We start from the raw sequence: 24,667 nt of genomic DNA, 5'->3' as shown, positions 1-24,667 counted from the left end.
CGCACGGTGATGACGCCAGTGCGTCCGGTCAGGACACTGCGAAGAAGAAGGGGTGCGCCCGTGGACCTTTCGGTCTCCACCAGCGACCATGGCGCGCTGACTGTCGTCCACGTCGGGGGCGAGATCGACGTCTACACCGCGCCGCTCCTCCGCGAGGCGCTCGACCGGCAGGTCGCTGCGGGTCGGACCGACCTCATCGTCGACCTCGAGGACGTCACCTTCATGGACTCCACCGGCCTGGGGGTGCTCGTCGGGCGCCTCAAGCTCGTGCGCGGCCAGAACGGCACGTTGCGGATCGTCAGCAGCCAGGACCGGATCCTCAAGGTCTTCAAGATCACCGGCCTCGACAAGGTGTTCCACATCTACGACTCGGTCGACTCCGCCCAGGCCGCGGCAGCCCAGGGCTGACCGCCCCTGCCCGAGGCGCAACGCGCCCGGGGGGAACGTTCATGCGGCCGTCACGGACGCGTTACTGCGCAGTGGGCGCGAAACCGTCCTGAACTGCGGCAAATCGCCGGTGTGAAGGTCCTCACAGCACCTCCATGCGGTTGTGATGTGCATTACTGTCGCCACAACCGTCTCAGTACCGCGGGTCCGTGGTGCGCCAGGGGGACGGCGTCATGCCACCCATCAAGGAGGATGGAATGTCGGGCCTCGCGTCCGCCGCAGCGGCTGATCTGTCGCTGACCGGCACCAATCTCACCCTGGCCATCGTGGTCGCCGCCATCGCGGTGGTCGCTCTGGTCATGGGCGTCTTCTTCCGACAGCAGGTGCTCCGTGCCAACCCCGGCACCGAGAAGATGCAGGAAATCGGCGCAGCCGTGGAAGAGGGAGCCCAGGCCTACCTGGCCAGGCAGTTCAAGACGCTCGGCATCTTCGTCGTCCTCGTCTTCGGCCTGTTGCTCCTGCTGCCGGCCGACACCGCCGGTGTCCGGTGGGGCCGCTCCGGCTTCTTCATCGTCGGCGCCCTCTTCTCGGCCTCCATCGGCTACCTCGGCATGAGCCTGGCCGTGAAGGCCAACGTGCGCGTGGCCTCGGCCGCCCGCGACGGCGACCGCGACTCCGGCATGCGGATCGCCTTCCGCACCGGCGGCACCGTCGGCATGGCGACGGTCGGCCTCGGCCTGCTCGGTGCCTCCGTGGTGGTGCTGCTCTACAAGGGTGACGCGCCCAAGGTGCTCGAGGGCTTCGGCTTCGGCGCTGCCCTGCTCGCGATGTTCATGCGTGTCGGTGGCGGCATCTTCACCAAGGCCGCCGACGTCGGCGCCGACCTCGTCGGCAAGGTCGAGGCAGGCATCCCCGAGGACGACCCGCGCAACGCGGCGACGATCGCCGACAACGTGGGCGACAACGTCGGCGACTGCGCCGGCATGGCCGCCGACCTCTTCGAGTCGTATGCCGTGACGCTGGTGGCCGCGCTCATCCTGGGCTCGGTCGCGTTCGGCGAGTACGGCCTGGTCTTCCCGCTCATCGTCCCGGCCATCGGCGCCGTCACCGCCCTCATCGGCGTCTTCATCACCAAGGTCCGCCCGGGTGAGAACGCCCTCAAGGCCATCAACCGCGGCTTCTACATCTCCGCGGTGATCTCCGCGGTGCTGTCCGCCATCGCCGCCTTCCTCTACCTGCCGTCCACCTTCGCCGGTCTCGGCAGCAACAACCAGGAGATCCAGGCCCTCGACGGCAACCCGCGCATCGTCGCGATTGGCGCTGTCATCATCGGCATCGTGCTCGCCGCGATCATCCTGTGGCTGACCGGGCACTTCACCGGCACCGACAAGCGCCCGACCCGGGACGTCGCCCGCACCTCCCTCACCGGTGCGGCCACGGTCGTCCTCTCCGGCATCGGTGTCGGCCTGGAGTCGGCGGTCTACACCGCGGCGATCATCGGCGGCGCGGTCTACCTCGCGTTCCTCCTCGGTGGCGGCTCCATCGCGCTGTCGCTGTTCCTCATCGCGCTCGCCGGCTGTGGCCTGCTGACCACGGTGGGCGTCATCGTCGCCATGGACACCTTCGGGCCGGTCTCCGACAACGCCCAGGGCATCGCCGAGATGTCGGGCGACGTCGACGGCGAGGGCGCGCAGATCCTCACCGACCTCGACGCGGTGGGCAACACCACCAAGGCCATCACCAAGGGCATCGCGATCGCCACCGCGGTCCTGGCCGCCACGGCCCTGTTCGGCTCCTACAGCGACGCCTGGCAGACCGAGCTGCGTCGCATCGCCAACGCCGGCGAGCTGACCCAGGAGCCGAGCAAGTACGTCCAGTCGATGTTCGACCTGCAGGTGGTCACGCCGAGTGTGCTGGTCGGCCTGATCTTCGGTGCGGCCGTGGTGTTCCTGTTCTCGGGTCTGGCCATCAACGCCGTGACCCGGGCGGCCGGGGCGATCGTCTTCGAGGTGCGCCGCCAGTTCCGCGAGATCCCCGGGATCATGGAGGGCACCACCAAGCCGGAGTACGGCAAGGTCGTCGACATCTGCACCAAGGACTCGCTGCGTGAGCTTGCAACGCCCGGTCTCCTCGCGGCGCTCATGCCCGTGGCGGTCGGATTCGGCCTCGGCATCGGCGCCCTGGCGGGCTTCCTCGCCGGTGCCATCGGCGCCGGTGCCCTCATGGCGGTGTTCCTCGCCAACTCCGGTGGGTCGTGGGACAACGCGAAGAAGATCGTCGAGGACGGCCACCACGGTGGCAAGGGCAGTGACGCCCACGCCGCGACGGTCATCGGTGACACCGTCGGTGACCCGTTCAAGGACACCGCCGGCCCGGCCATCAACCCGCTCATCAAGGTGATGAACCTGGTGTCGGTGCTGATCGCCCCCGCCATCGTCACCCTCACCGTCGGCAACGGCGAGAGCCCCGTCCTGCGCTACGGCATCGCCGCCGCGGCCCTGGTCATCGTGATCGGCGCGGTCGCCGTCTCCAAGTCGCGCGACCTCGCCATCGGTGGCGAGTCCCCCGAGGAGCTCGGCGAGGAGGAGGCCGCCGTGGCCCACGCCCACGTGCCGGGTCACGGCCCGGGCCCCGACGGCGACCACACCCACGGCAGCGAGCTGGAGCAGGACAACCTGCGCCACTGAGCTCCCGACGAGCAGCCGGCGGCCGGCGTCACCCTGGTGGTGGCGCCGGCCGCCGCCGTTCCCGTCCCGTGCCGCGCGGCTAGGGTGCTCGGGTATGAGAAGCGTGGTCCAGCCGTCGACCGTCGAGGCGCTGCCCGACCTCCTGCCGCTGCTGCGTGGCTACAGCTCCTTCTACGGCGTCCATCCTGACGACGACGCGCTCCTCGGCATGGCGCGCGCCTTCTGCGAGGGCACCGGCGGGGGCAGCCAGCTGGTGGCCCGCGCGGAGTCCGGCGAGCTGGTCGGGTTCGCCACCGTGCTGTGGAGCTGGGACACCGCCACCGGCAGCCCGCTCGCGGTGATGGAGGACCTCTTCGTCCTCGAGGGCACGCGCGGCCGAGGCGTGGGGCGAATGCTCCTCGACGCGTGTGCGGAACTGGCGCGCGACCACGGGTGTGAGGATCTGGCCTGGGAGACCGCACCCGACAACGCGCGGGCTCAGCGCCTCTACGACGCCACCGGCGCCGAGCGCTCGACCTGGCTCGCCTACCGCCTGCCCCTCGCCTGAGCCAGCCAGGGCCCCGGGTGCCCCCCCCTGAGCCGTCCGGCAGGCCCTGAGGGCGAGGCGCAGGGACCGGTATGCCGCCGCGGTGAGGCGGGCACCGCGGCATACCCTGTGCGCATGCACAGTGCCCTCTTCGAGCAGGCCAACCTCGAGGTCCAGGCGGACCAGCGGTTCGCGCTGCAGAACCCACAGATGCTGCGGGTGCACCTCGGCGGTGACGTCCTGGCCGTCAAGGGCGCGATGGTGGCCTACCAGGGGTCGATCCGCTTCGACCACGAGAAGTCCGGCTCCATGGGCAAGATGTTCAAGAAGGTCGTCACGGGGGAGGACGTCTCGCTCATGCGGGTCTCCGGCACCGGCGACGTGTTCTTCGCCGCTGCGGCCGGCTACGTCTACCTGCTCGACCTCACCGGCGACGGGCTGTCGGTCAACGCGCGCAACCTGCTCGCCTTCGACTCCAGCGTCAACTGGGACATCAAGCGGGTACAGGGCGCGGGCATGGCCAGCGGCGGCCTGTTCAACACCACGCTGCAGGGCACCGGCACCGTCGCCATCACGGCCGTCGGGCAGCCGGTCGTGCTCGACTGCAGCACCCAGCCGACCTACGTCGACGTGGAGGCGTGCGTCGCGTGGTCGGCCAGCCTGGTGCCGCAGCTGGTCTCGAGCATGAACGTGCGCTCGATGCTGCGCGGCGGCTCGGGCGAGGCGTTCCAGTACGCCTTCCAGGGCCCGGGTTTCGTGGTGGTCCAGCCGAGCGAGTGGATGGGCGCGCCGACCCAGCAGCAGGGTGGGGGCGGGTTCAACCTCGGCGGGTTCCTGGACGGATGAGCCGGCAGGTGACCACCTCCACGACCGCACCGCCGCGCGCCGACGCCGCGCTCGTCGGCCGCCTGCGGGCCGACCTCCGTTCCGCCGGCTACACCGTCGACGGCGTGTCCGCCCTGCTCGGCCCGCTGGCCGGCGCCGCGCTCGACCGCGAGCAGACCCTGCCGGCCCAGCGGGTGACGGCAGACGCGGACAGCCCCGTGGCCACCCTCGTGCGGCTGTTCACGCTCGGTGACGCGGTCGACGAGGCCGAGGCCGGTGCTGCCCTGCCGACGCTGGGGGTGACCGGCGCGCTCGACCTCGGCCTGGTCACGCTCCAAGGACCGGGCGTCGTCGCGACGTGCGACCTGCGGCCCTACGGCGACGAGAAGCACGAGTGGTGGGTGGCCTCCGACCTGTCGGAGCTCGCCACCCGGCAGCCGCTGCGCGAGGACCACGTGCTCGGCATCGGCGGCGCCTCCACCACGCTGGCGTCCTGGACGCCGCGCCCCCAGGTGGAGCGGGCGCTCGACCTCGGCACCGGCTGCGGTGTGCAGGCCCTGCACCTCGGCGCCCACGCCCGGCACATCACCGCGACCGACATCTCCGAGCGAGCCCTCGCCTACGCGCGCTTCAACGCCCTGCTCAACGAGGTGGAGTGGGAGCTGCGTGCCGGCTCGATGCTGGAACCCCTTGTCGGAGAACGGTTCGGGCTCATCGTCAGCAACCCGCCGTTCGTCATCACGCCGCGGCGCGCGGGGGTGCCGCTGTTCGAGTACCGAGACGGCGGCGCCTCCGGCGACACCATCGTCGCCGACCTCGTCCGCTCGATCGGCGAGCACCTCGAGCCGGGCGGCATCGCGCAGTTCCTCGGCAACTGGGAGATCGTCGGCGACGCCGACTGGCGCGACCGCGTCCGCGGCTGGGTGGCCGGCACCGGCCTCGACGCCTGGGTGGTGCAGCGCGAGCTGCAGGACCCCGCGCAGTATGCCGAGACCTGGGCCCGCGACGGCGGGCACCACAGTGCCACAGCGGAGTTCGCGTCGATGTATGCCGCGTGGCTCGACGACTTCGCCTCCCGCGGCGTCACCGCGATCGGCTTCGGCGTGATCACCCTGCAGCGCCCGGCCACCGGCCGTGAGCCCTTCGTCTGCCTCGAGGAGGCCACCGGGCGGGTGGCCGCGCCGATGGGCCCGGCCGTGCTCGCAGGCCTGCGGTCCCGCACCTGGCTGGCCGAGCACTCCGACGACGACCTGCTGGCCGTGGCGTGGCGCTGCGCCCCCGACGTCACCGAGGAGCGCCACGGCCGACCCGGCGCCGACGACCCCAGCGTCATCCTGCTGCGCCAGGGTGGCGGCCTCGGTCGGGCGGTCCGGCTCGACACGGCGATGGCGGCCTTCGCCAGCGTCTGCGACGGCGACCTCACCGCGGGACAGGCGCTGACTGCCATCGCCTCGCTGCTCGACGTGCCCGCCGACGAGCTGCGCGCCTCAGCGCTCCCCGTCATCCGCGACCTCGTCGCCGGCGGCCTCCTCGTCCGCTGAGGCGGCATCGGCTCGGCTGCGGACATCGGGTCCGCCGCCGCGGCGGCGTCGACTCGTGGTGGTCCCACGGGTCGACGCGGGGCAGGAGCCGGTGGGAACGTGAGTGATGCGAGCGCGCTCCGCCTGCCGCGCGGCATACCCGCAGGTCAGAAACCCCGTTGTGAGTGAGTGCTCACTCACTTACTCTACAAGCGTGAGTCCACGCGCCCCGTCCATGAGCGCCGACGAGCGGCGTGCGGCCCTCGTCGCCAGCACCGTCCCCCTGCTCCGGTCCCAGGGGCCGGCCGTCAGCACCCGCGAGATCGCCAGGGCCGCCGGAGTGGCCGAGGGCACCATCTTCCGCGTCTTCGACAGCAAGGACGACCTCATCCGCTCCTGCGTCGAGAGCGTCTTCGACACCACCGCGCTGCGCCGCGAGCTGCAGGCCATCGACCGCGACCAGCCGCTCGACCGCCGCCTCGTCGACGCCGTCGAGGTGGTGCAGGCGCACCTGCGGAACATGTTCGCGCTCATGACGACGCTGCACGCCGCCGGGAAGCGGTTCGGCCCGCACCCCGACGCCCGGCCCGAGCAGCACCGCGCCGTGCAGGACGAGCTCGACGCCGACCTCGTCGCCGTCATCGGCGAGGAGGACGCGGCCCGGCTGCGGGTCAGCCCGGAGCAGGTCGTGGGCTACCTGCGGCTGCTCACGCTCTCGAATGCCCACCCGATGCTCGGCGGGGGCCGGTCATCGGCCGAGGAGATCGTCGACCTCGTGCTCCACGGGGTCCTGGAAGAGGGGGAAGGACGACCGTGACTCTCGTACGCCTGGTCAGGGAGCACCTGCGTCCCTACCGCAACCTCGTCGCCGTCCTGGTGGTGCTGCAGCTCGTCGGCACCATGGCGTCGTTGTACCTGCCCAGCCTGAACGGCCAGATCATCGACAACGGGGTGGCGAAGGGGGACACGGCCTACATCCTGCAGACCGGCTCCTGGATGCTCGCCGTCTCGCTGGTGCAGATCACCGCCACCATCGGGGCGACCTACCTCGGCGCCCGGTCCGCGGCAAGCCTGGGTCGCGACCTGCGTGGCTCGCTCTTCACCCGGGTCACGGAGTTCTCCGCCCAGGAGGTGTCCCGGTTCGGTGCGCCCACCCTGATCTCGCGGAACACCAACGACGTCACCCAGGTGCAGCAGGCCGTGTTCATGGCCCTCGCCTTCATGGTGTCGGCGCCGATCATGATGGTCGGCGGAGTCATCATGGCCCTCCGTGAGGACGTGGGCCTTTCGTGGCTCGTGGCCGTCGCCGTGCCCCTGTTGGCCCTGGGCGTCGGCCTCATCATCCGCCGGATGATCCCGCAGTTCCGCCTCATGCAGGAGTCGGTCGACTGGGTCAACCGGATCCTGCGCGAGCAGATCACCGGCATCCGGGTGGTCCGCGCCTTCGTCCGCGAGGACCACGAGCGCCAGCGCTTCGCCGAGGCCAACACCCAGTACACCGGGACGGCGCTCGCCGTCGGTCGGCTGATGGCGCTCGCCTTCCCGCTGGTCATGCTGGTCTTCAACGCCTCGACGGTGGCCGTGCTGTGGTTCGGCTCGCACCGCGTGGCCTCGGGGGAGATGCAGATCGGCGAGCTCACCGCCTTCATGTCCTACCTGATGCAGATCCTCATGTCGGTGATGATGGCGACCTTCATGTCGATGATGCTGCCGCGGGCCACGGTGTCGGCCGGGCGGATCGGCGACGTGCTCGGCACGACGTCGTCGGTCACCGAGCGGGAGCACCCGGTGCCGCTGCCCACCGGTCGCACCACGGTCGAGCTGCGCGACGTCGAGTTCACCTACCCCGGCGCCGACGCCCCCGTCCTGCACGGGGTCTCGATGACGGCCGAGCCGGGGCACACCACGGCCATCATCGGCAGCACCGGCTCGGGCAAGTCGACCCTGGTCTCCCTCGTGCCACGTCTCTACGACGTCACCGGGGGAGCGCTCCTGCTGGCCGGCGTCGACGTGCGCGACGCGTCCCTCGAGGACGTCTGGTCCCGGATCGGCCTGGTGCCGCAACGGCCCTACCTCTTCACCGGCACGGTGGCGAGCAACCTGCGCTACGGCGACACCGACGCCACCGACGACGAGCTCTGGGAGGCGCTGCGGGTCGCACAGGCGGACGACTTCGTGCGAGCCATGCCAGGTGGCCTCGACGCACCCATCGCGCAGGGCGGCACGAACGTCTCCGGCGGCCAGCGGCAACGGCTCGCCATCGCGCGGGCCATCGTGGCCAAGCCCGACGTCTACCTCTTCGACGACGCGTTCTCCGCCGTGGACGTGGCGACCGACGCCCGGCTGCGCGCGGCCCTGCGGCCGGTGACGAGGGACGCCGCCGTCATCGTGGTGGCGCAGCGCGTGTCGACCATCGTCGACGCCGACCACATCGTCGTCCTCGACGGTGGCCGAGTGGTCGGGTCCGGTCGTCATGAGGAGCTGCTCGAGACCTGTCCCACCTACGTCGAGATCGTCGAGTCCCAGCGCAGCGCAGAGGAGGTGGCGGCATGAGCGAAGGAGTCAAGACCGAGGAGGAGCGCGCGGCAGAGGCACGCCGTGGCCCGGCTGGTGGTGCCCGGCGAGGCGGTCCCCACATGGCGATGGGCGTGCCCGTCGAGAAGTCCCAGAACTTCTGGCCGTCGGCCAAGCGGCTGCTGGGCCTGCTGCGGCCCGAGCGGGCAGCCCTGCTCGCGGTGCTGGGCTTCGCCCTCGTCAGCGTGACGCTGACCGCGATCGGCCCGAAGGTGCTCGGCCACGCCACCGACCTGATCTTCTCCGGCGTCGTCGGCAGCCGGCTGCCCGCCGGCGTGCCCAAGGAGCAGATCGTGCAGGGGCTGCGGGCCCGCGGTGACAACACCCTCGCCGACATGCTGTCCGCGCTCAACGTGGTGCCCGGTCAGGGCATCGACTTCGGTGCGGTCGGCCGGGTGCTCCTGAGCGTGCTGGCGATCTACGTGGTCGCCTCGGTGCTCTCCTGGGCGCAGGGCTGGGTCCTCACCGGCGCGGTCAACCGCACCATCTTCGGCCTCCGGCGCGACGTCGAGGACAAGCTGTCGCGTCTGCCGCTGCCCTACTTCGACGCACAGCCCCGCGGCGAGCTGCTGAGCCGGGTGACCAACGACATCGACAACGTGGCCCAGAGCCTGCAGCAGACCCTGAGCCAGCTGCTCACGTCGCTGCTCACCGTGGTGGCGATGGTGACGATGATGTTCGTCATCTCGCCGCTGCTGGCCCTCATCGCGCTGGTGACGATCCCGCTGTCGATCGTCGTGACCACCATGATCGGCAAGCGCTCGCAGCGCCACTTCGTCCAGCAGTGGAAGAGCACCGGTGAGCTCAACGCCGTGGTCGAGGAGACCTTCACCGGCCACGGCCTGGTCAAGGTGTTCGGTCGCCAGCACGACACCGAGGCGGCGTTCGCCGCGAGGAACGACGACCTGTATGCCGCCGGGTTCGGTGCGCAGTTCATCAGCGGCATCATCATGCCGACGATGATGTTCATCGGGAACCTCAACTACGTCGCCATCGCCGTCGTGGGCGGGCTGCGGGTGGCCAACGGCACCATGAGCCTTGGTGATGTGCAGGCGTTCATCCAGTACTCCCGGCAGTTCACCCAGCCGCTGACGCAGGTGGCCTCCATGGCCAACCTCATGCAGTCCGGTGTCGCCTCTGCCGAGAGGGTTTTCGAGGTCCTCGACGCGCCGGAGCAGCGTCCCGAGCCGGCGACGGCGCACACGCTCGAAGCCACCCACGGCCGGGTGGAGTTCGAGGACGTCTCCTTCTCCTACCGGCCGGACACCCCGCTCATCGAGGACCTCGACCTCGTGGTCGAGCCCGGGCAGACCGTGGCCATCGTGGGCCCGACCGGCGCCGGCAAGACGACGCTGGTGAACCTCATCATGCGGTTCTACGAGCTCGACGCCGGCCGCATCACCCTCGACGGGGTCGACATCACCGACCTGACCCGGCACAGCCTGCGGTCACAGGTCGGCATGGTGCTCCAGGACGCCTGGCTCTTCGGCGGGACGATCAGGGACAACATCGCCTACGGCAAGCCCGGTGCCACCGACGAGGAGGTCATGGCCGCGGCGCGTGCCACCTACGTCGACCGCTTCGTCCACGCCCTGCCCGACGGCTACGACACCGTGCTCGACGCCGAGGGCGGCAACATCAGCGCCGGCGAGAAGCAGCTCGTCACCATCGCGCGGGCGTTCCTCTCCGACCCGGCGCTGCTCATCCTCGACGAGGCGACCAGCTCGGTCGACACCCGCACCGAGCGACTGGTGCAGCAGGCGATGGCCGCGCTGCGCAGCGACCGCACCAGCTTCGTCATCGCGCACCGGCTGTCCACCATCCGCGACGCCGACCTGATCCTCGTGATGGAGAACGGCCGGATCGTCGAAAAGGGCTCGCACGCCGACCTGCTCGAGCGCCACGGCGCCTACGCCCGCCTGTATGCCGCTCAGTTCAGCGGCGCGGCCGTGGACGTCGACACCGGCGAGGCGCCGGCCGCCGACGGGCCCGGCGCACAGTCCGAGCCGGCCGGGGCAGGAGCGCGGACCTGACCTGACGTCCGGTGTGTCGCTGCGCCGTGCCGGCACACGGTGCCCGCGGCACACCGGACGTCGGCGCCCAACCAGGCAAACGGCATACCGGTCATCGTGTTCCTGCCTAGGGTGTGCGCATGTCCGTCATCACGCGCAGCAGCACCGTCGACGGCATCCTCCGCCGTAGCGCCCGAGCCTTCTCGGAGCGGGTGGCGCTGCGGTTCGACGGCAGGGAGTGGACGTATGCCGCCCTCGACGCCGCCGTGAGCCGGGCTGCGTCGTACCTGCTCGGCCTGGGGCTCGAGAAGGGGGACCGCGTCGCGGCCTTCGGCAAGAACTCCGACGCCTACCTCATCGGGTTCATCGCGTGTGCGCGTGCGGGTCTCGTCCACGTGCCCCTCAACTACAACCTCACGGGTAGTGAGCTCTCCTACCTCCTCGGCCAGTCGGGCTCACGGGCCGTCCTCGTCGACCCGGCCCTCGCGGCGGCGCTGGACGACGTCGACGGTGAGGGGGCGCGTGGCGTCGAGCACCGGATCCCGCTGCGCGACGCCGCTGACTCCCTCCTCGCCAGGGTCAGCAGCGGAGAGGTGCCCCAGGTCGAGGCGGAGGTCGCCGACACCGACCTCGCGCAGTTCCTCTACACCTCCGGGACGACCTCGCGGCCCAAGGCCGCGATGATGAGCCACAAGGCCCTCGTCCACGAGTACCTCTCGTGCCTCGTCGCGCTCGACCTGAAGGCGGACGACAACCCCCTGCACGTCATGCCGCTCTACCACTCGGCGCAGATGCACGTCTTCCTCATGCCGTGGCTGGCCATCGGCGCGACGAACACCGTCCTCGAGGTGCCCGACGCAGGCGAGATCCTCCGCCGTATCGAGCAGGACGGGCACAGAGCCTTCTTCGCCGCGCCCACGCTCTGGGTGGCCATGGCCAACCACGCCGACTTCGCGTCACGCGACCTCGACGGCCTCCAGAGGGCGTACTACGGCGCGTCCATCATGCCCGGCCCGATCCTCGAGCGGCTGCAGCGCAAGGCGCCCGCCCTGGGGTTCTACAACTGCTTCGGGCAGTCCGAGGTCGCGCCGCTCACGACCGTCCTGCGACCGGAGGAGCACGCCGACCGCCCTGACTCCGCCGGGCGTCCGGTCCTCTTCGTCGAGGCGCGCGTCGTCGACGCGGACGGCCACGACGTCATGCCGGGGGAGAGCGGGGAGATCGTCTACCGGTCGCCGCAGCTGTGCGACGGCTACTGGGACGACCCGGTCGCCACCGAGGAGGCGTTCCGGGACGGCTGGTTCCACTCGGGCGACCTCGTGCGGGTGGACGAGGAGGGGTATGTCTTCGTCGTCGACCGGATCAAGGACGTCATCAACACGGGCGGCGTGCTCGTCGCGTCCCGAGAGGTCGAGGACGCCCTCTACACGCACCCGGCCGTCGCCGAGGTCGCTGTGGTCGGGGTGCCGGACGAGAAGTGGGTCGAGGCCGTCGCGGCGTTCGTCGTGCGCAAGGCGGAGGTCACGGCGGACGAGCTGACCCAGCACCTGCGGGGCCGGGTGGCGCCCTTCAAGATCCCGAAGCGGATCACCTTCGTCGAGGCGCTGCCCCGCAACGCCTCCGGCAAGATCCTCAAGCGAGAGCTGCGCGCCTGACGCCCCAGGGCCGCTGAGGCGCCAGGCGCGACCCGTTGCGGCGTCGAGCAGGGCGCCCAGCTCACCGCCAGTGGTGCTGGGCCGGGAGCCGGGTGATCCAGTAGTGGGCGGTCGTCGGCGAGGCCACACCGAACCGTGCGTTGACGGCCCAGAGCCAGCCGCCGGCCAGGGTCGCCGTCGAGGGCGTGTCGAGGGTCGGGTCGGTGAGGTCGTCCCGCCAGCGCGCCTCCCAACCGTCGTGCCGCCGGTGCAGCCGCAGCACCGCGACGTCGTTGCCCCCCGTGCCCCGCACGTTGTAGAGCACGTCGCCGCGGAGCTCGAGGCCGTCGCCGGAGGTGATCGCGGGGCCGCCGCTGACGGGGATGGAGCGGGCGACGCCCGTGGCGCGGTCGACCTGCCACAGGCCGCCGGCGGTGCTGTTGTTGAGCACCAGCCTGCCGTCCGGCAGCTGCCGGATCCCGTTGGCCCAGAAGTCTTTCCCGTTTCCGGCTGGCCAGGCCCCGCGCAGCGGCAGGTATGCCGGTGCCACACCGCTGGGTGCCCCGCCGTGGTGGAGGGGGACGCGGGTGAGCCGGTCGACGTAGGAGTCGGTGACCCACACCGCCCGGCTCGTCACGACCAGGTCGTTGAGGAACTTCGCGCCCGGCACGGTGACGTCGGCGACGACCGCACCGGTGCGGCCGTTGACGGCATACACCTTGCCTGTCGTGCCGAGGCTGCCGACGGCCCACACGAGGTTGGTGCGCGGGTCCCACTTCAGCCCGCGCAGCGAGCGCCCGGTCGTGCCGGCGAGGAGCACCGAGGAGGTGGCGGCGAGCAGGTCTCCGGTGATGATCCGCCCGTCGGCGAGCGAGCCGACGTAGTAGCGGGTTCCGGGGCCGGAGGTGATGCCCTCCGGCTGCAGGCCGTCAGGAAGCGCGACGGTGTGCGGCGCGCGCCCCCGGTGGTCGTGCCGGTGGTGGTCGTCACCGTGCCCGTGCCGGTCGTGCGCGGTGGCGGTGCCCGCGCCGGTGAGCTCGATGGTGGCGATGGTGGCTGCGGCCGTGGCCGAGCGGAGGAACACGCGTCGTCCGAAGGAGGTGGTGGTGTCAGCCATCAACCATGGTGTGCACCTACCCGGGCGTAGCGGAACCCCCACCCATGACTGGACGCTTCACTGCTCGCGCCGCGCCACCGTTGCCAGGCTGCACTGCGCGCCGGGTGCCGTGCTGGTACACAGCCGGCCCTCCCCGCACGTGGTGGTGACCTGGGTCATGCCGTACTGGGCGGTGCCGACGGTCAGGGGGGCCGGGTCACGCCAGGAGCCGCCGTTGCCGGGTGGCAGCGTGACCTCCGCGACCCGGGCCCACGGGGCGTCGGGGCCGCTGCGCCGGTAGACGCGGAAGACCCGCTCGTCCAACGACTCGAACACCTCTCGCCAGCGCACGACGACCGTGGCCTGCTCCTGCTCGGCGCTGATCCGGGTGATGACGGGGCGGCCCATCGCGCAGTACTCCTTGCGGGAGATGCCGCTCGCCGCGCGAGGGCCGCCAGATGGCTCGTCTCGGGCTCCCGCGCCGCAGGCGGTCACGAGGGGCAGCATGCCGAGGCACGGCACGACGACACCGACCAGCGCCACCGCGCGTCGCCTGCCTGCAACCACGTCACGCCCCCCGAGCAGTGGTCACCGCCGCGGCTGCGCCCGGGCGGTCGGCGCGAACGCTACTCCGGGTCGACCTGCCGGGTCAGGCGAACTGCCACGACCTCTTGCTCAGGCCGAACCAGAAGCCGTCGATGACGCTCTCGTTGTCGAGCGAGCCCGACTCGTAGGCCGCGCCGAGTGCGACGTACAGCGGGGCCCAGTGCTCCGTGCGGGGGTGCGCGGCGTGGGCCGCCGGCGCCTTGTGCAGGAAGTCGAGCACGGCGTCGACGTCGTGGCGCTCGAGCGCCTCGGCGGCCCAGTGGTCGAACTCCGAGGAGGCCTGTGGCACAGGTCCGTTGGGGCCGGCGGCGGGGTTGAACCAGCGCAGGTTGTGCGTCGTGAAGCCGGAGCCCACGATCAGCGTGCCCTCGTCGCGCAGCGGCGCGAGCCTGCGGCCGAGCGCGAAGAGGTGCTGCGGGTCGAGCGTGGGCATCGACATCTGGAGCACCGGCACGTCGGCCTCGGGGTACATCTCCACGAGCGGCACGTACGCGCCGTGGTCGAGACCGCGGCTCTCGTCGCGGTGCACCGGGTTGTCGCTCGTGTGCACCAGGCGGGTGACCGAGTCGGCGAGCTCGGGTGCGCCGGGGGCGTCGTAGGTGACCTCGTAGTACTTCTGCGGGAAGCCCCAGAAGTCGTAGACCAGCGGCGTCCGCCCGGAGGTGGAGCTCAGCGCCAGCGGGGCCTCCTCCCAGTGGGCGGAGACCATGAGGATGTTGGTCGGCTTCCCGAAGCGCGTCGACCAGTCGGCGAGCTGCCGCGTCCACACGGGGTCGTCGGCGAGCGGCGGGGCACCGTGGCTCAGGTAGAGCACGGGCTGGCGGACGGCGGTCTCGGTCATGGCAGCAGTGTACGCCTAAACAAGTTTAACATTCAACTACCAGACCAGTATGCCGCGGGCTCGCGGCAGTCCGCGCCTCGGTGGCGCCTCGGTGGCGCCTCGGGGCTGGCCTTGCGGCGGCATACGGGTGTCCCGGCTGTGGCCGGCGTCCCATTCCCGGCCACCGGGTGGACGCGCGGTGGGGCCGACCGGCTACCGTGCCTCACGTCGAGCACGTCCGCGCAGCGACGAATCCGCTGCACGTGCCGGCAGGACTGAGGTGTGAACACGTGAGCACGGGGCGCAAGCTCGTCATCGTCGAGTCGCCGGCCAAGGCCAAGACCATCGGTGGCTACCTGGGCAAGGACTACGACGTCGAGGCGTCGGTCGGCCACATCCGCGACATCCCGACCCCCTCGGAGATGCCGGCCGACGTGAAGAAGGGCCCGTTCGGGCGGTTCGGCGTCGACGTGGACCAGGGGTTCGAGGCGTACTACGTCGTCGACGCGGACAAGAAGAAGAAGGTGGCGGATCTCAAGCGCCTCCTCAAGAACGCCGACGAGCTCTACCTCGCCACCGATGAGGACCGCGAGGGCGAGGCCATCGCCTGGCACCTGCTCGAGGTGCTCAAGCCCAAGGTGCCGGTCAAGCGCATGGTGTTCCACGAGATCACCCGCGAGGCGATCCAGCGCGCCGTCAACAGCACCCGCGACCTCGACACCCGGCTCGTCGACGCCCAGGAGACCCGGCGCATCCTCGACCGCCTCTACGGCTACGAGGTCTCACCCGTGCTGTGGCGCAAGGTCAAGGCCGGCCTGTCCGCGGGCCGTGTGCAGTCCGTGGCGACCCGCCTGGTGGTCGAGCGTGAGCGCGAGCGCATGGCGTTCGTCCGTGCCTCCTACTGGGACGTCGAGGGCGACTTCACGCCCGGCGACCAGAAGAGCCAGTTCACCGCGCGCCTGACCATGGTCGACGGCGCCCGCGTCGCCACCGGCCGCGACTTCGCCGACGACGGCACCCTGAAGTCCCGAAGCGTCACGCACCTCGACGAGGCTGCCGCCCGCACCATCGCCGAGGCCGTGCAGTCCGCGAGCGTCTCGGTCACGGCGGTGCAGGAGAAGCCCTACACCCGCCGGCCGTCCGCGCCCTTCACGACCAGCACCCTCCAGCAGGAGGCGTCGCGCAAGCTGCGGCTGTCGTCGAAGAACGCGATGCGCGTGGCCCAGCGCCTCTACGAGAACGGCTACATCACCTACATGCGTACGGACAGCACCACGCTGTCCGAGGCGGCCCTGTCCGCCGCCCGCCAGCAGGCTCGCGACCTCTACGGCGCCGAGTACGTGCCGCAGTCGCCGCGCCTGTACGAGAAGAAGGTCAAGAACGCCCAGGAGGCGCACGAGGCGATCCGCCCGGCGGGTGACCGCTTCCGCACGCCCGCCCAGGTGGCCGGCGAGCTGCGCGGCGACGAGTTCGCCCTCTACGAGCTGATCTGGAAGCGCACGATCGCCTCCCAGATGGCAGACGCCCGCGGCTCGACCGCCACGGTGAAGCTGGGGGCCACGCTCGCGGACGGCCGCACGGTCGAGTTCTCCGCCAGCGGCACGGTCATCACTTTCCGCGGCTTCCTCGCGGCATACGAGGAGGGGCGCGACGACGACGGTGGCCGCGGGAGCTCGGCCACCGACGAGGAGCGGCGCCTGCCCAAGCTCAGCGAGGGTGTCGCGATCACGGTGATCCGCGCCGAGGCCGACGGGCACGAGACCAGCCCGCCCCCGCGCTACACCGAGGCGACCCTGGTGAAGGCCATGGAGGAGAAGGGGATCGGCCGTCCGTCGACGTACGCGTCGATCATGGGCACCATCCAGGACCGCGGCTACGTCAACACCCGCGGCTCCGCCCTGATCCCGACCTGGCTGGCGTTCGCGGTGACGCGTCTGCTCGAGGAGCACTTCGGCTCGCTGGTCGACTACGACTTCACCGCCTCCATGGAGGAGGACCTCGACCGCATCGCCAACGGTGACGAGGAGCGGGCCCGGTGGCTCGCCCGGTTCTACTTCGGCGACGAGGGCAAGACCCAGGACGGCCTGCGCCGTCTCGTCGAGGACCTCGGCGAGATCGACGCCCGCGAGATCTCCACCATCCCGATCGGCGACGGCATCGTCGTGCGGGTCGGGCGGTACGGCCCGTACGTGGAGGAGGCGGCGCCCGAGGGCGTCGACCTCACCACCGGCGAGGTCGCCGAGGGCGCGAGCGGCCAGCCGCGGCGCGCCACCATCACCGACGACGTCGCGCCCGACGAGATGACCCCGCAGAAGGCGCGCGAGCTGCTCGAGCAGTCGTCCGACGACGGCCGGGTGCTCGGCCAGGACCCCGAGACCGGTCGCGACATCGTCGCCAAGGCCGGCCGCTACGGGCCGTACGTGACCGAGGTCCTCACCGACGAGACCGCGGAGACCTCCGGCGCGACGAAGTCGCGGGGCAAGGCCAAGGTCAAGCCGCGCACCGCGTCGCTCTTCAAGGACATGGACCTCGCGAGCCTCGACCTCGACACCGCGCTGAAGCTGCTGTCGCTGCCGCGCGTCGTCGGTGTGGCGACCGAGGAGGACGGCACGCAGGTCGAGATCACCGCGCAGAACGGGCGCTACGGGCCCTACCTGAAGAAGGGCACCGACTCGCGGTCGCTGACGAGCGAGCAGCAGCTCTTCGACATCACGCTCGAGGAGGCGCTGGCCATCTACGCGCAGCCCAAGGCGCGTGGCCGCGGTGCGAGCACCGCCCCGCTCAAGGAGCTCGGCAACGACCCCGTGTCCGGTAAGCCGATGGTGGTCAAGGACGGCCGGTTCGGTCCCTACGTGACCGACGGCGAGACCAACGCCACGCTGCGCAAGGACGACGAGCCCGAGTCGCTCACTCCCGAGCGCGGCGCCGAGCTGCTCGCCGAGAAGCGCGCCAAGGGTCCGACCACGCGCAAGCGCGCCACCAAGAAGACGACCACGAAGAAGACGACGGCGAAGAAGTCCACCGCCAAGAAGGCGACGGCCAAGAGCGCGACGAAGAAGGCGTGACCGTGTCGGGGGGCGCCGAGCCGGGGGCCACGACGGCCGCAGCCGCGACGGCGGGAGGCATCGAGGCGACCACCGCTCGGGCGTTGTCGCAGCGGCTCGCCGTGGAGCAGGCCGAGCGCCGGCTGCCCTCCGTGGCGGCCGGGCTGGTCCGCGACGGTGCATTGGTCTGGTCAGATGCGGTCGGCACCGTCGACGGACGGTCCGACGGCGAGCTGGCGACGCCCCGCACGCAGTACCGGATCGGCTCGATCACCAAGACCTTCGTGGCGGTCGAGGTGCTGCGGCTGCGCGACGAGGGCCGCCTCGACCTGAACGACCCGGTCTCGGCGCACCTCCCCGATGCGCCGCACGGCGCGGTCACCGTCGCCCAGCTCCTGTCGCACACCTCCGGGCTGCAGGCGGAGACCGCCGGGCCGTGGTGGGAACGGGTCGCGGGCGGCTCGTGGGACGACCTGGTGGCCTCGCGGCCGAAGCTGTTGTTCCGCCCCGGGGCTCGCTTCCACTACTCCAACGTCGGGTATGCCGTGCTCGGCGAGCTCGTGGCTCGGCTGCGGGAGGTGCCGTGGCACCACGCGGTGCGCGAGGGCCTGCTCCTGCCGTTGGGGATGACCCGCACCACGACTCGCCCCGAAGAGCCGGCGGCTCGCGGCTGGGGCGTGCACCCGCTGGCCGACGTGCTGCACGTCGAGCCGGAGCACGACGCCGGAGCCATGGCCCCGGCAGGCCAGTTCTGGTCGACAATCGAGGACCTCTCGCGATGGGCTGCCTTCCTCGCCGGCGAGACGGGCGGCCTGCTGTCCAAGGAGACCCTGGCCGAGATGTGCCAGCCCATCGCGGTCAACGACGTGCCCGGCACCGGGTGGGTCGGGGCGCACGGGCTCGGCTGGCAGCTGTGGAACGTCGAGGGCACCCGCTACGGCGGCCACGGCGGCTCCATGCCCGGGTTCCTCGCCGGCCTGCGGGTCGACCTGGAGACCGGTGACGGCTGCGTGGTGTTCGCCAACGCCACCTCGGGCCTGCGGCCCTCGCTGGCCGAGGACCTGCTCGGCACCCTGCGCGAGCGTGAGCCGGTCGCACCGCCTCCGTGGTCGGCCGACGCCGAGCAGGCGGCCTCGCTCGAGCTGGTCGGCGAGTGGTACTGGGGCACCTCCGGCTACACGCTGTCGCTCGGGCGCGACGGGCAGCTGGTGCTCGGTGCCCCCGGCGTGCAGCGCGGCTCTCGGTTCCGGCCGGTCGAGGGCGGCTGGGTCGGCCTCGACGGCTACTTCGAGGGGGAGCTGCTGACGGTGGTGCGCGACGACGCCGGCCGGGTCAGCCACCTCGACCTCGGCTCGTTCCGCTTCACGCGCACGCCCTACGACCCGGCGGCCGACATCCCCGGGGACGTGCACCCCGACCGCTGGCACTGACACCCGGGCGGACTCGGCCGGCTGCGCCCGTTTGGCCCCGAAACGGCCCGTTCGTCTCTAGGCTTCCGCCAGACGTCACATCTTCTGGGGGGAACTCATGGCGCCTGCGCGTGTCCGCCGCCTCGTCCTGGCCGTCGTGGCCGCACTGGTCGCGACCATGGGAACGGCCTCCGTCGCCGTGGCGGTCACCGACCCACCGGTGCTGACCGCACTCTCGGTGTCGACCACGTCGGTCACCTCCCCGGGTTCGGTCGAGCTGCGGTACTCGGTGGCTGCGGACACGCCGACGCTCGGCTACATCAGTGCCTGGTACGCCTCCCCGGCCGGGGTCCGGGGAAACGTTGTGATGCGGGTGGATGACGCGCCCCTGGGTGGCACCCTCACCTGGTCGGTGCCCGACGGGGCTCGCAACGGCACCTACCAGCTCATGTCGGTCACGGTCATGTCCACCGACGGGACTGCCGCCATTCGCTACGACCGGGACGGGACGACCAGCCGCGGCGCTCTCCACACCTTCGACCTCCCCGGCAAGGACGTGACGGTCTCAGGTGAGGAGGACGTCACCGGGCCCACGCTGACAGGTGTCTCGGTCACCACCCCCGACGTCAAGCCGGGGCAGCCTGTGACCGTTGCGTGGACGGCGGACGACGCGCACCCCGTCGTGGAAGCGAGCTTCACCTTCACCGGCGCCACGAAGCCCAGCAGCTTCACGATGTCCTCGACCACGACGAGCGAGCTGGCGGCCGTCAGGTTCACCCGCCCTCTCTCCTCTGCCGTCTACAACGACCGCCACCTCCTCTCGATGGTGCGTCTGCGTGACGTCCTCGGGAACACCACGACGTGGTATGCCGACGGTCGCATGACCAACCTTCCCTACGACGCGACGACCGAGTCCGGCACCCACACCATCGGCTTCTCATCGGTTGGGTTCTCGGTGACCGGCTCCACCTACGACGACCGGTCGCCCGTCCTCACGGCGATCTCGGTCGACCGTCGAACGTCGCGGGCGAGTGGGCGGGTCACGGTCTCCTACGCGTTCAATGAGGACACCCTGCCGCTCAGCCAGATAGTGCTCCGCTACGTCAGGCGCGGCACGGACATCCCAGCGTTCTCCCTGTGCGCGACCAAGGTTCCGGCCACCGGTTCCTTCACCGACACCCTGCCGGCCGATGTGGTCGGCGACGTGCAGCTCGCCTCCGTCGAGCTGATGGACAGCAAGGGCAACCAGGCGACCTACCAGCGGGACGGCACGCTGCTGAGGCGACCCTACGAGTCCACGGGGCGGCACACGCTCGACCTCTCGACCCTCGACGTCCGGGTCACGCCCTCGGCTCTCTCGGCTGTGGCGCGTTCCCGACCGCGGGCGGCTGGTCTGCGGTGGTCGGTGCCGGCGGGTCAGGGCAGCCAGCTGACGGGTTTCCGGGTCACCGTCAACCCCGGCGGTCGGGTCCTCACGGTCGCCTCCAACGGCAGGGACTACCAGGAGACAGTCGTCACCGGGCTCACCAACGCCAGGAAGTACACCTTCACGATCACGCCCCAGAGCAGTGTCGGTCCCGGCCCGACGAGCACCGTCTCCGCCACTCCGCTGCTGTCGGGGAACATCTGGGCCGCCGGCGACGTCAACGGGGATCGGCGCAACGACGTCTTCGCCATGGTGCAGCCGCCGGCCGACGCTGTGGTCAGGCTCTACCGCGGCACGGGCAAACCGGGCTTGGGCACGGCCAACAACGTCGCTGACTGGACGGGTTACCGGCCCCATCCGGCTGAGGGGAACGACATCTACAGCAGCCACCTGGTCCTCGCGGCCTGGGGTGACCTCGAGATGGCGGCGGTCGACCGCAGTGGCCATGGCATCGGTTCCGGCCTCGTCGGCACCGGGTGGGGCGGCATGCGGTTCATCGATGCGAGTGCCGACTTCACGGGGGACAAGGTCGCCGACATCGTCGCCGTCAACCCGTCGGGTGGCCTCTACCTCTACCGCGGTCGCGGGAACGCGAAGTTCGCCAGCGCCACGCGGGTGGGCTCAGGCTGGGACACGATGCAGACGGTGTTCGCCGCGACCGACGTGACCGGCGACCGCAGGGCCGACCTGCTGGCGGTCGACGCGGCCGGCAGGCTCCGGATCTACCCCGGCAACGGCAGGGGCGGGTTCGGGGCATCCCGGGTGGTCGGGCCGGGCTGGGGCGCCTTCGGGGCGGTCTTCTCCGGTCGTGACCTCACCGGTGACGGGCGGGCCGACCTCGGGGCGGTCACCATGTCGGGCGACCTCTACGTCTACAAGGGCAACGGCAGGGGCGGCTTCCCGACCCACACGAAGATCGGCCACGGCTGGCACAACTTCTTCTGAGGAATTTCTTCTGAGGAATACCGGAGGGGGTTCTTCTGCGGCGGTGCCCCGGCATGTGGTGGTGGCACATGTCTCGTCACAGGTATGTGGACGACCCCGACATGTCTCCGCGGTGAACGCGCCCCTAGTGTTCAGCAGAACCTGAGCCGGCACCCCGCCGGCCCTGCCCTGCACGAGGAGGTGCCGGTGCCTGCTGAGGCCACTGCCGCTCCGCTGCTCGAGACACGGTCCCTCACCAAGGAGTTCCGCGGTTTCCGGGCAGTGTCCGAGGTGAGCCTGCGCGTCGCCGAGGGCACCATCCACGCGCTCGTCGGCCCCAACGGCGCCGGCAAGACCACGCTGTTCAACCTGCTGACCGGCTTCCTCGCCCCCAGCTCGGGCCAGATCCTCTTCGGCGGCGACGACATCACCGGCAAGCAGCCGGAGCAGATCGCCCACCTCGGGATCGCCCGCTCGTTCCAGATCACCAGCCTGTTCGACCAGATGAGCCTGGTCGACCACCTCGAGCTCGCCCTGGCCTCACCGACGGGCATGGGCTACCGGTTCTGGCGCTCCAACGCCCAGCTGCGCCGCTTCCGCGACCGCGCCATGGAGCTGCTCGACGAGGTGGGCCTGGGCGACCGCGCGGGACAGGCCGCCGGCTCGCTCGCCTACGGCCAGAAGCGCGCCCTCGAGCTCGCCCTCGCCCTGGCGCTCGACCCCCGGCTGCTGCTCCTCGACGAGCCGACGGCAGGCATGGGCCTGGAGGACGTCGACCGCACCATCGCGCTGGTGAAGAAGGTTGCGGCGGGCCGCACCGTCGTCTTCGTCGACCACAACATGCACGTCGTCGGGTCGCTGGCCGACACCGTCACGGTGCTGCAGTCCGGGCAGGTCCTCGCGGAGGGAACGTACGAGCAGGTGCGCAACGACGAGCGGGTCATCACGGCATACCTCGGCCAAGCGGGTGACGCGCATGTCTGAGCGCGCCACCGCACAGCCCACGGCCACCGAGCGGGCCTCCGGCGACGTGCTCGCCGTCGAGTCCCTGTCCGCCTGGTACGGCGAGGCGCGGGTGCTCACCGACGTCTCCCTCGCCGTGCAACCCGGCGAGGTGGTCACCCTCGTGGGCCGCAACGGCGCGGGCAAGACCACGCTGCTGCGCTCGATCATGGGGCTGCACCGGCACGTCGAGGGCACCATCAGCTGGGGCGGCCGCGAGCTCGGCAAGGCCTCGCCCGACGCGCGGGCCAAGGCCGGCATCGGCTGGGTCCCCGACGACCGGGGCATCTACGCCAGCCTCAGCGTCGCCGAGAACCTCACGCTGCCGCCCGTGGTCAACAAGGACGCGTGGACCCTCGAGCAGGTCTACGAGCAGTTCCCCGTGCTGCACGAGCGCCGCGACTTCCCGGGCACCAAGCTCTCCGGAGGCGAGCAGCAGATGCTGGCGATGGCCCGGGTGCTGCGGATGGGTTCGCGCCTGCTGCTCCTCGACGAGCCGAGCGAGGGCCTCGCGCCGGTCATCGTGCAGCGGATCGGCGAGATCATCCGCCAGATCAAGGCCCAGGGCGTGGCGGTCCTCCTCGTGGAGCAGAACGTGAAGTTCGCGTCCACCGTCGCCGACCGCCACTACCTGCTCGCGCAGGGAAGGGTCGTCGAGTCGCTCGACAACGACGCCTTCCAGTCCCGCACCACCGAGCTGCTCGAGTACCTCGGCATGTAGCCACCCCGGCACACCCACCGGACGGCTGCCCCGGCACCACCACGTCTCACAAGTCACCACTTCTCAACCAGCCAGCACCACCACACCCCAGGAGGGGACATGCGCACCAAGTCCATCGCGGTGGCCGCCACCGCCGTCACCGGGAGCCTGCTCCTCGCTGCCTGCGGTGGCGGAGGACCGGCCTCGGCCGGCGGCAAGATCAGTGACGGCAAGGTCGTCCTCGGCCTGCTGAACGACCAGTCCGGCGTCTACAAGGACCTCTCCGGGCCGAACAGCAAGGTCGCCATCCAGATGGCGATCGACGACTACAAGAAGAAGTACGGCGACAAGGCGGTCGCCAAGGACATCGAGATCGTGCAGGCCGACCACCAGAACAAGCCCGACATCGCCAACACCAAGGCCCAGGAGATGTACGACCGCGACAAGGCGGACATCATCCTCGACGTCCCGACCTCGTCGGCTGCCCTGGCGGTCGCCAACCAGGCCAAGGCGAAGAAGAAGCTCTACATCAACATCGGCGCCGGCAGCACCGCGCTGACCGGGGCGTCGTGCAACAAGTACACCTTCCACTGGGCCTACGACACCGCCATGCTCGCCGCGGGCACGGCCTCGGCCGTCGTCGACCAGGGTGGCAAGAACTGGTCGATCGTCTACCCCGACTACGCCTTCGGCCAGGACATGAACAAGTCGTTCACCGCTGCGATCGAGAAGGGCGGCGGCAAGGTCCAGCAGTCGATCGCGACGCCGTTCCCCAATGACAACTTCGCGACGTTCATCACCAAGGCGCAGTCGTCCAAGCCCGACGTCATCGGCACCATGGCCGCCGGCGGTGACCTGGTGAACTTCGTCAAGCAGTTCAACCAGGCCGGCCTGCAGGGCAAGACCAAGCTCGCCGTCGGCCTGATGTTCATCACCGACATCCACAACCTCGGCGTCGACCAGTTCCAGGGCACCCAGTTCACCGACGCGTGGTACTGGAACTTCGACGACCAGAACCGCGCCTGGGCCGACCGCTTCAAGGCGAAGACCAACGTCCGTCCCTCCTTCGCGCACGCCGGCAACTACTCGGCGGCCCTGAACTACCTCGAGGCCGTCCAGGCCGCCGGCACCGACAAGGCGGACGACGTCGTCAAGCAGCTCGAGGGCAAGAAGATCAACGACGTCTTCCTGCGCAACGGTGAGGTGCGCGCGGCCGACCACAACGTCACCCACGACGTCTACCTGGCCAAGGTCAAGAGCAAGGACCAGGTCAAGGAGGACTGGGACCTCGAGGAGATCGTCAAGACGATCCCCGCGGCGACCGCCTACGCACCGCCGAGCGGCGCCTGCAAGATGTGACGAGTCCCCTTCCGGGACAAGCCTTTCCACAGCGATGGGTATGCCGCCCGCTCACGGTGAGCGGGCGGCATACCTCCCCGGCGCAGCCGGGCGTGACCCAGACCTGACCCAGGACA

Annotated in this window: 18 protein-coding genes; 15 read left to right on the top strand and 3 right to left on the bottom strand. The window is 70.8% G+C overall.

Annotation, left to right across the window (positions count from 1 at the left end; translation table 11 throughout):
• The first annotated feature begins 60 nt into the window (after positions 1–60).
• From BMW78_RS11120 to BMW78_RS11080, 9 genes are all read left to right on the top strand, one after another.
• A complete protein-coding gene (locus BMW78_RS11120) occupies positions 61–408 on the top strand; it encodes an anti-sigma factor antagonist (RefSeq protein ID WP_091759372.1) in 348 nt (115 codons plus the stop codon).
• A 236-nt stretch (positions 409–644) separates the two neighbouring features.
• Entirely contained in the window at positions 645–3,074 is a 2,430-nt protein-coding gene (locus BMW78_RS11115; protein WP_091759369.1) for a sodium-translocating pyrophosphatase, read from the top strand.
• Between the two features lie 94 nt (positions 3,075–3,168).
• Positions 3,169–3,621: a GNAT family N-acetyltransferase gene (locus BMW78_RS11110; protein WP_091759366.1), complete on the top strand. Its 453-nt coding sequence runs from the start codon at positions 3,169–3,171 to the stop codon at positions 3,619–3,621.
• A 114-nt stretch (positions 3,622–3,735) separates the two neighbouring features.
• Entirely contained in the window at positions 3,736–4,446 is a 711-nt protein-coding gene (locus BMW78_RS11105) for an AIM24 family protein (protein ID WP_091760027.1), read from the top strand.
• Positions 4,443–5,966, top strand: a complete 1,524-nt coding sequence (locus BMW78_RS11100; protein ID WP_091759363.1) for a DUF7059 domain-containing protein — start codon at positions 4,443–4,445, stop codon at positions 5,964–5,966. Before BMW78_RS11105 ends, BMW78_RS11100 begins: the two co-directional genes overlap by 4 nt.
• Positions 5,967–6,159: 193 nt before the next feature.
• The gene (locus tag BMW78_RS11095; protein ID WP_177180356.1) at positions 6,160–6,762 is read left to right on the top strand and encodes a TetR/AcrR family transcriptional regulator; all 603 of its coding nucleotides are present in this window, start codon (positions 6,160–6,162) and stop codon (positions 6,760–6,762) included.
• Positions 6,759–8,498 carry an ABC transporter ATP-binding protein gene (locus BMW78_RS11090; protein WP_091759358.1) on the top strand — a complete coding sequence of 580 codons (1,740 nt, stop codon included), beginning with the start codon at positions 6,759–6,761 and terminating at the stop codon, positions 8,496–8,498. The genes BMW78_RS11095 and BMW78_RS11090 overlap by 4 nt, the downstream gene beginning before the upstream one ends.
• On the top strand, positions 8,495–10,552 hold the full coding sequence (locus BMW78_RS11085) for an ABC transporter ATP-binding protein (RefSeq protein ID WP_091759355.1): 2,058 nt from the start codon (positions 8,495–8,497) through the stop codon (positions 10,550–10,552). The genes BMW78_RS11090 and BMW78_RS11085 overlap by 4 nt, the downstream gene beginning before the upstream one ends.
• Positions 10,553–10,671: 119 nt before the next feature.
• Positions 10,672–12,186 (top strand): fatty acyl-CoA synthetase, encoded by a 1,515-nt coding sequence (locus BMW78_RS11080; RefSeq protein ID WP_091759353.1) that lies wholly within the window; start codon positions 10,672–10,674, stop codon positions 12,184–12,186.
• Between the two features lie 61 nt (positions 12,187–12,247).
• Here BMW78_RS11080 and BMW78_RS11075 read toward each other — a convergent pair whose 3' ends face one another.
• The 3 genes from BMW78_RS11075 to BMW78_RS11065 all read right to left on the bottom strand — a co-directional run bounded on the left by BMW78_RS11075 (position 12,248) and on the right by BMW78_RS11065 (position 14,708).
• A complete protein-coding gene (locus BMW78_RS11075; RefSeq protein WP_091759351.1) occupies positions 12,248–13,282 on the bottom strand; it encodes an NHL repeat-containing protein in 1,035 nt (344 codons plus the stop codon).
• Between the two features lie 57 nt (positions 13,283–13,339).
• Positions 13,340–13,828 carry a hypothetical protein gene (locus BMW78_RS11070; protein WP_143056225.1) on the bottom strand — a complete coding sequence of 163 codons (489 nt, stop codon included), beginning with the start codon at positions 13,826–13,828 and terminating at the stop codon, positions 13,340–13,342.
• A gap of 82 nt (positions 13,829–13,910) precedes the next feature.
• On the bottom strand, positions 13,911–14,708 hold the full coding sequence (locus tag BMW78_RS11065) for a dioxygenase family protein (protein WP_091759347.1): 798 nt from the start codon (positions 14,706–14,708) through the stop codon (positions 13,911–13,913).
• 269 nt (positions 14,709–14,977) lie between these two features.
• Here BMW78_RS11065 and topA point away from each other — a divergent pair, with 269 nt between their 5' ends.
• The 6 genes from topA to BMW78_RS11035 all read left to right on the top strand — a co-directional run bounded on the left by topA (position 14,978) and on the right by BMW78_RS11035 (position 24,551).
• Complete coding sequence (gene topA, locus BMW78_RS11060; RefSeq protein ID WP_091759345.1) at positions 14,978–17,752, top strand: type I DNA topoisomerase; 2,775 nt, start codon at positions 14,978–14,980, stop codon at positions 17,750–17,752.
• Positions 17,749–19,161 carry a serine hydrolase domain-containing protein gene (locus tag BMW78_RS11055; protein WP_245735795.1) on the top strand — a complete coding sequence of 471 codons (1,413 nt, stop codon included), beginning with the start codon at positions 17,749–17,751 and terminating at the stop codon, positions 19,159–19,161. The genes topA and BMW78_RS11055 overlap by 4 nt, the downstream gene beginning before the upstream one ends.
• Positions 19,162–19,258: 97 nt before the next feature.
• Positions 19,259–21,511 (top strand): FG-GAP-like repeat-containing protein, encoded by a 2,253-nt coding sequence (locus BMW78_RS11050; protein WP_091759342.1) that lies wholly within the window; start codon positions 19,259–19,261, stop codon positions 21,509–21,511.
• Positions 21,512–21,697: 186 nt separating this feature from the next.
• Entirely contained in the window at positions 21,698–22,474 is a 777-nt protein-coding gene (locus BMW78_RS11045; RefSeq protein ID WP_245735794.1) for an ABC transporter ATP-binding protein, read from the top strand.
• Complete coding sequence (locus BMW78_RS11040) at positions 22,467–23,213, top strand: ABC transporter ATP-binding protein (protein ID WP_218144325.1); 747 nt, start codon at positions 22,467–22,469, stop codon at positions 23,211–23,213. Before BMW78_RS11045 ends, BMW78_RS11040 begins: the two co-directional genes overlap by 8 nt.
• A 99-nt stretch (positions 23,214–23,312) precedes the next feature.
• The gene (locus BMW78_RS11035) at positions 23,313–24,551 is read left to right on the top strand and encodes an ABC transporter substrate-binding protein (RefSeq protein WP_091759336.1); all 1,239 of its coding nucleotides are present in this window, start codon (positions 23,313–23,315) and stop codon (positions 24,549–24,551) included.
• Positions 24,552–24,667: the final 116 nt, after the last annotated feature.

This window comes from Pedococcus cremeus, assembly GCF_900111375.1.
GTDB lineage: Bacteria > Actinomycetota > Actinomycetes > Actinomycetales > Dermatophilaceae > Pedococcus_A > Pedococcus_A cremeus.
This window is presented reverse-complemented; position numbering and strand designations above follow the sequence as displayed.

What these genes read in the sequence shown, in the direction of transcription:
- BMW78_RS11115 (WP_091759369.1), top strand. Translation starts at nt 645, where the DNA reads ATGTCGGGCCTCGCGTCCGCCGCAGCGGCTGATCTGTCGCTGACCGGC.
- BMW78_RS11110 (WP_091759366.1), top strand. Translation starts at nt 3,169, where the DNA reads ATGAGAAGCGTGGTCCAGCCGTCGACCGTCGAGGCGCTGCCCGACCTC.
- BMW78_RS11105 (WP_091760027.1), top strand. Translation starts at nt 3,736, where the DNA reads ATGCACAGTGCCCTCTTCGAGCAGGCCAACCTCGAGGTCCAGGCGGAC.
- BMW78_RS11100 (WP_091759363.1), top strand. Translation starts at nt 4,443, where the DNA reads ATGAGCCGGCAGGTGACCACCTCCACGACCGCACCGCCGCGCGCCGAC.
- BMW78_RS11085 (WP_091759355.1), top strand. Translation starts at nt 8,495, where the DNA reads ATGAGCGAAGGAGTCAAGACCGAGGAGGAGCGCGCGGCAGAGGCACGC.
- BMW78_RS11080 (WP_091759353.1), top strand. Translation starts at nt 10,672, where the DNA reads ATGTCCGTCATCACGCGCAGCAGCACCGTCGACGGCATCCTCCGCCGT.
- BMW78_RS11075 (WP_091759351.1), bottom strand. Translation starts at nt 13,282, where the DNA reads ATGGCTGACACCACCACCTCCTTCGGACGACGCGTGTTCCTCCGCTCG.
- BMW78_RS11065 (WP_091759347.1), bottom strand. Translation starts at nt 14,708, where the DNA reads ATGACCGAGACCGCCGTCCGCCAGCCCGTGCTCTACCTGAGCCACGGT.
- BMW78_RS11050 (WP_091759342.1), top strand. Translation starts at nt 19,259, where the DNA reads ATGGCGCCTGCGCGTGTCCGCCGCCTCGTCCTGGCCGTCGTGGCCGCA.
- BMW78_RS11040 (WP_218144325.1), top strand. Translation starts at nt 22,467, where the DNA reads ATGTCTGAGCGCGCCACCGCACAGCCCACGGCCACCGAGCGGGCCTCC.
- BMW78_RS11035 (WP_091759336.1), top strand. Translation starts at nt 23,313, where the DNA reads ATGCGCACCAAGTCCATCGCGGTGGCCGCCACCGCCGTCACCGGGAGC.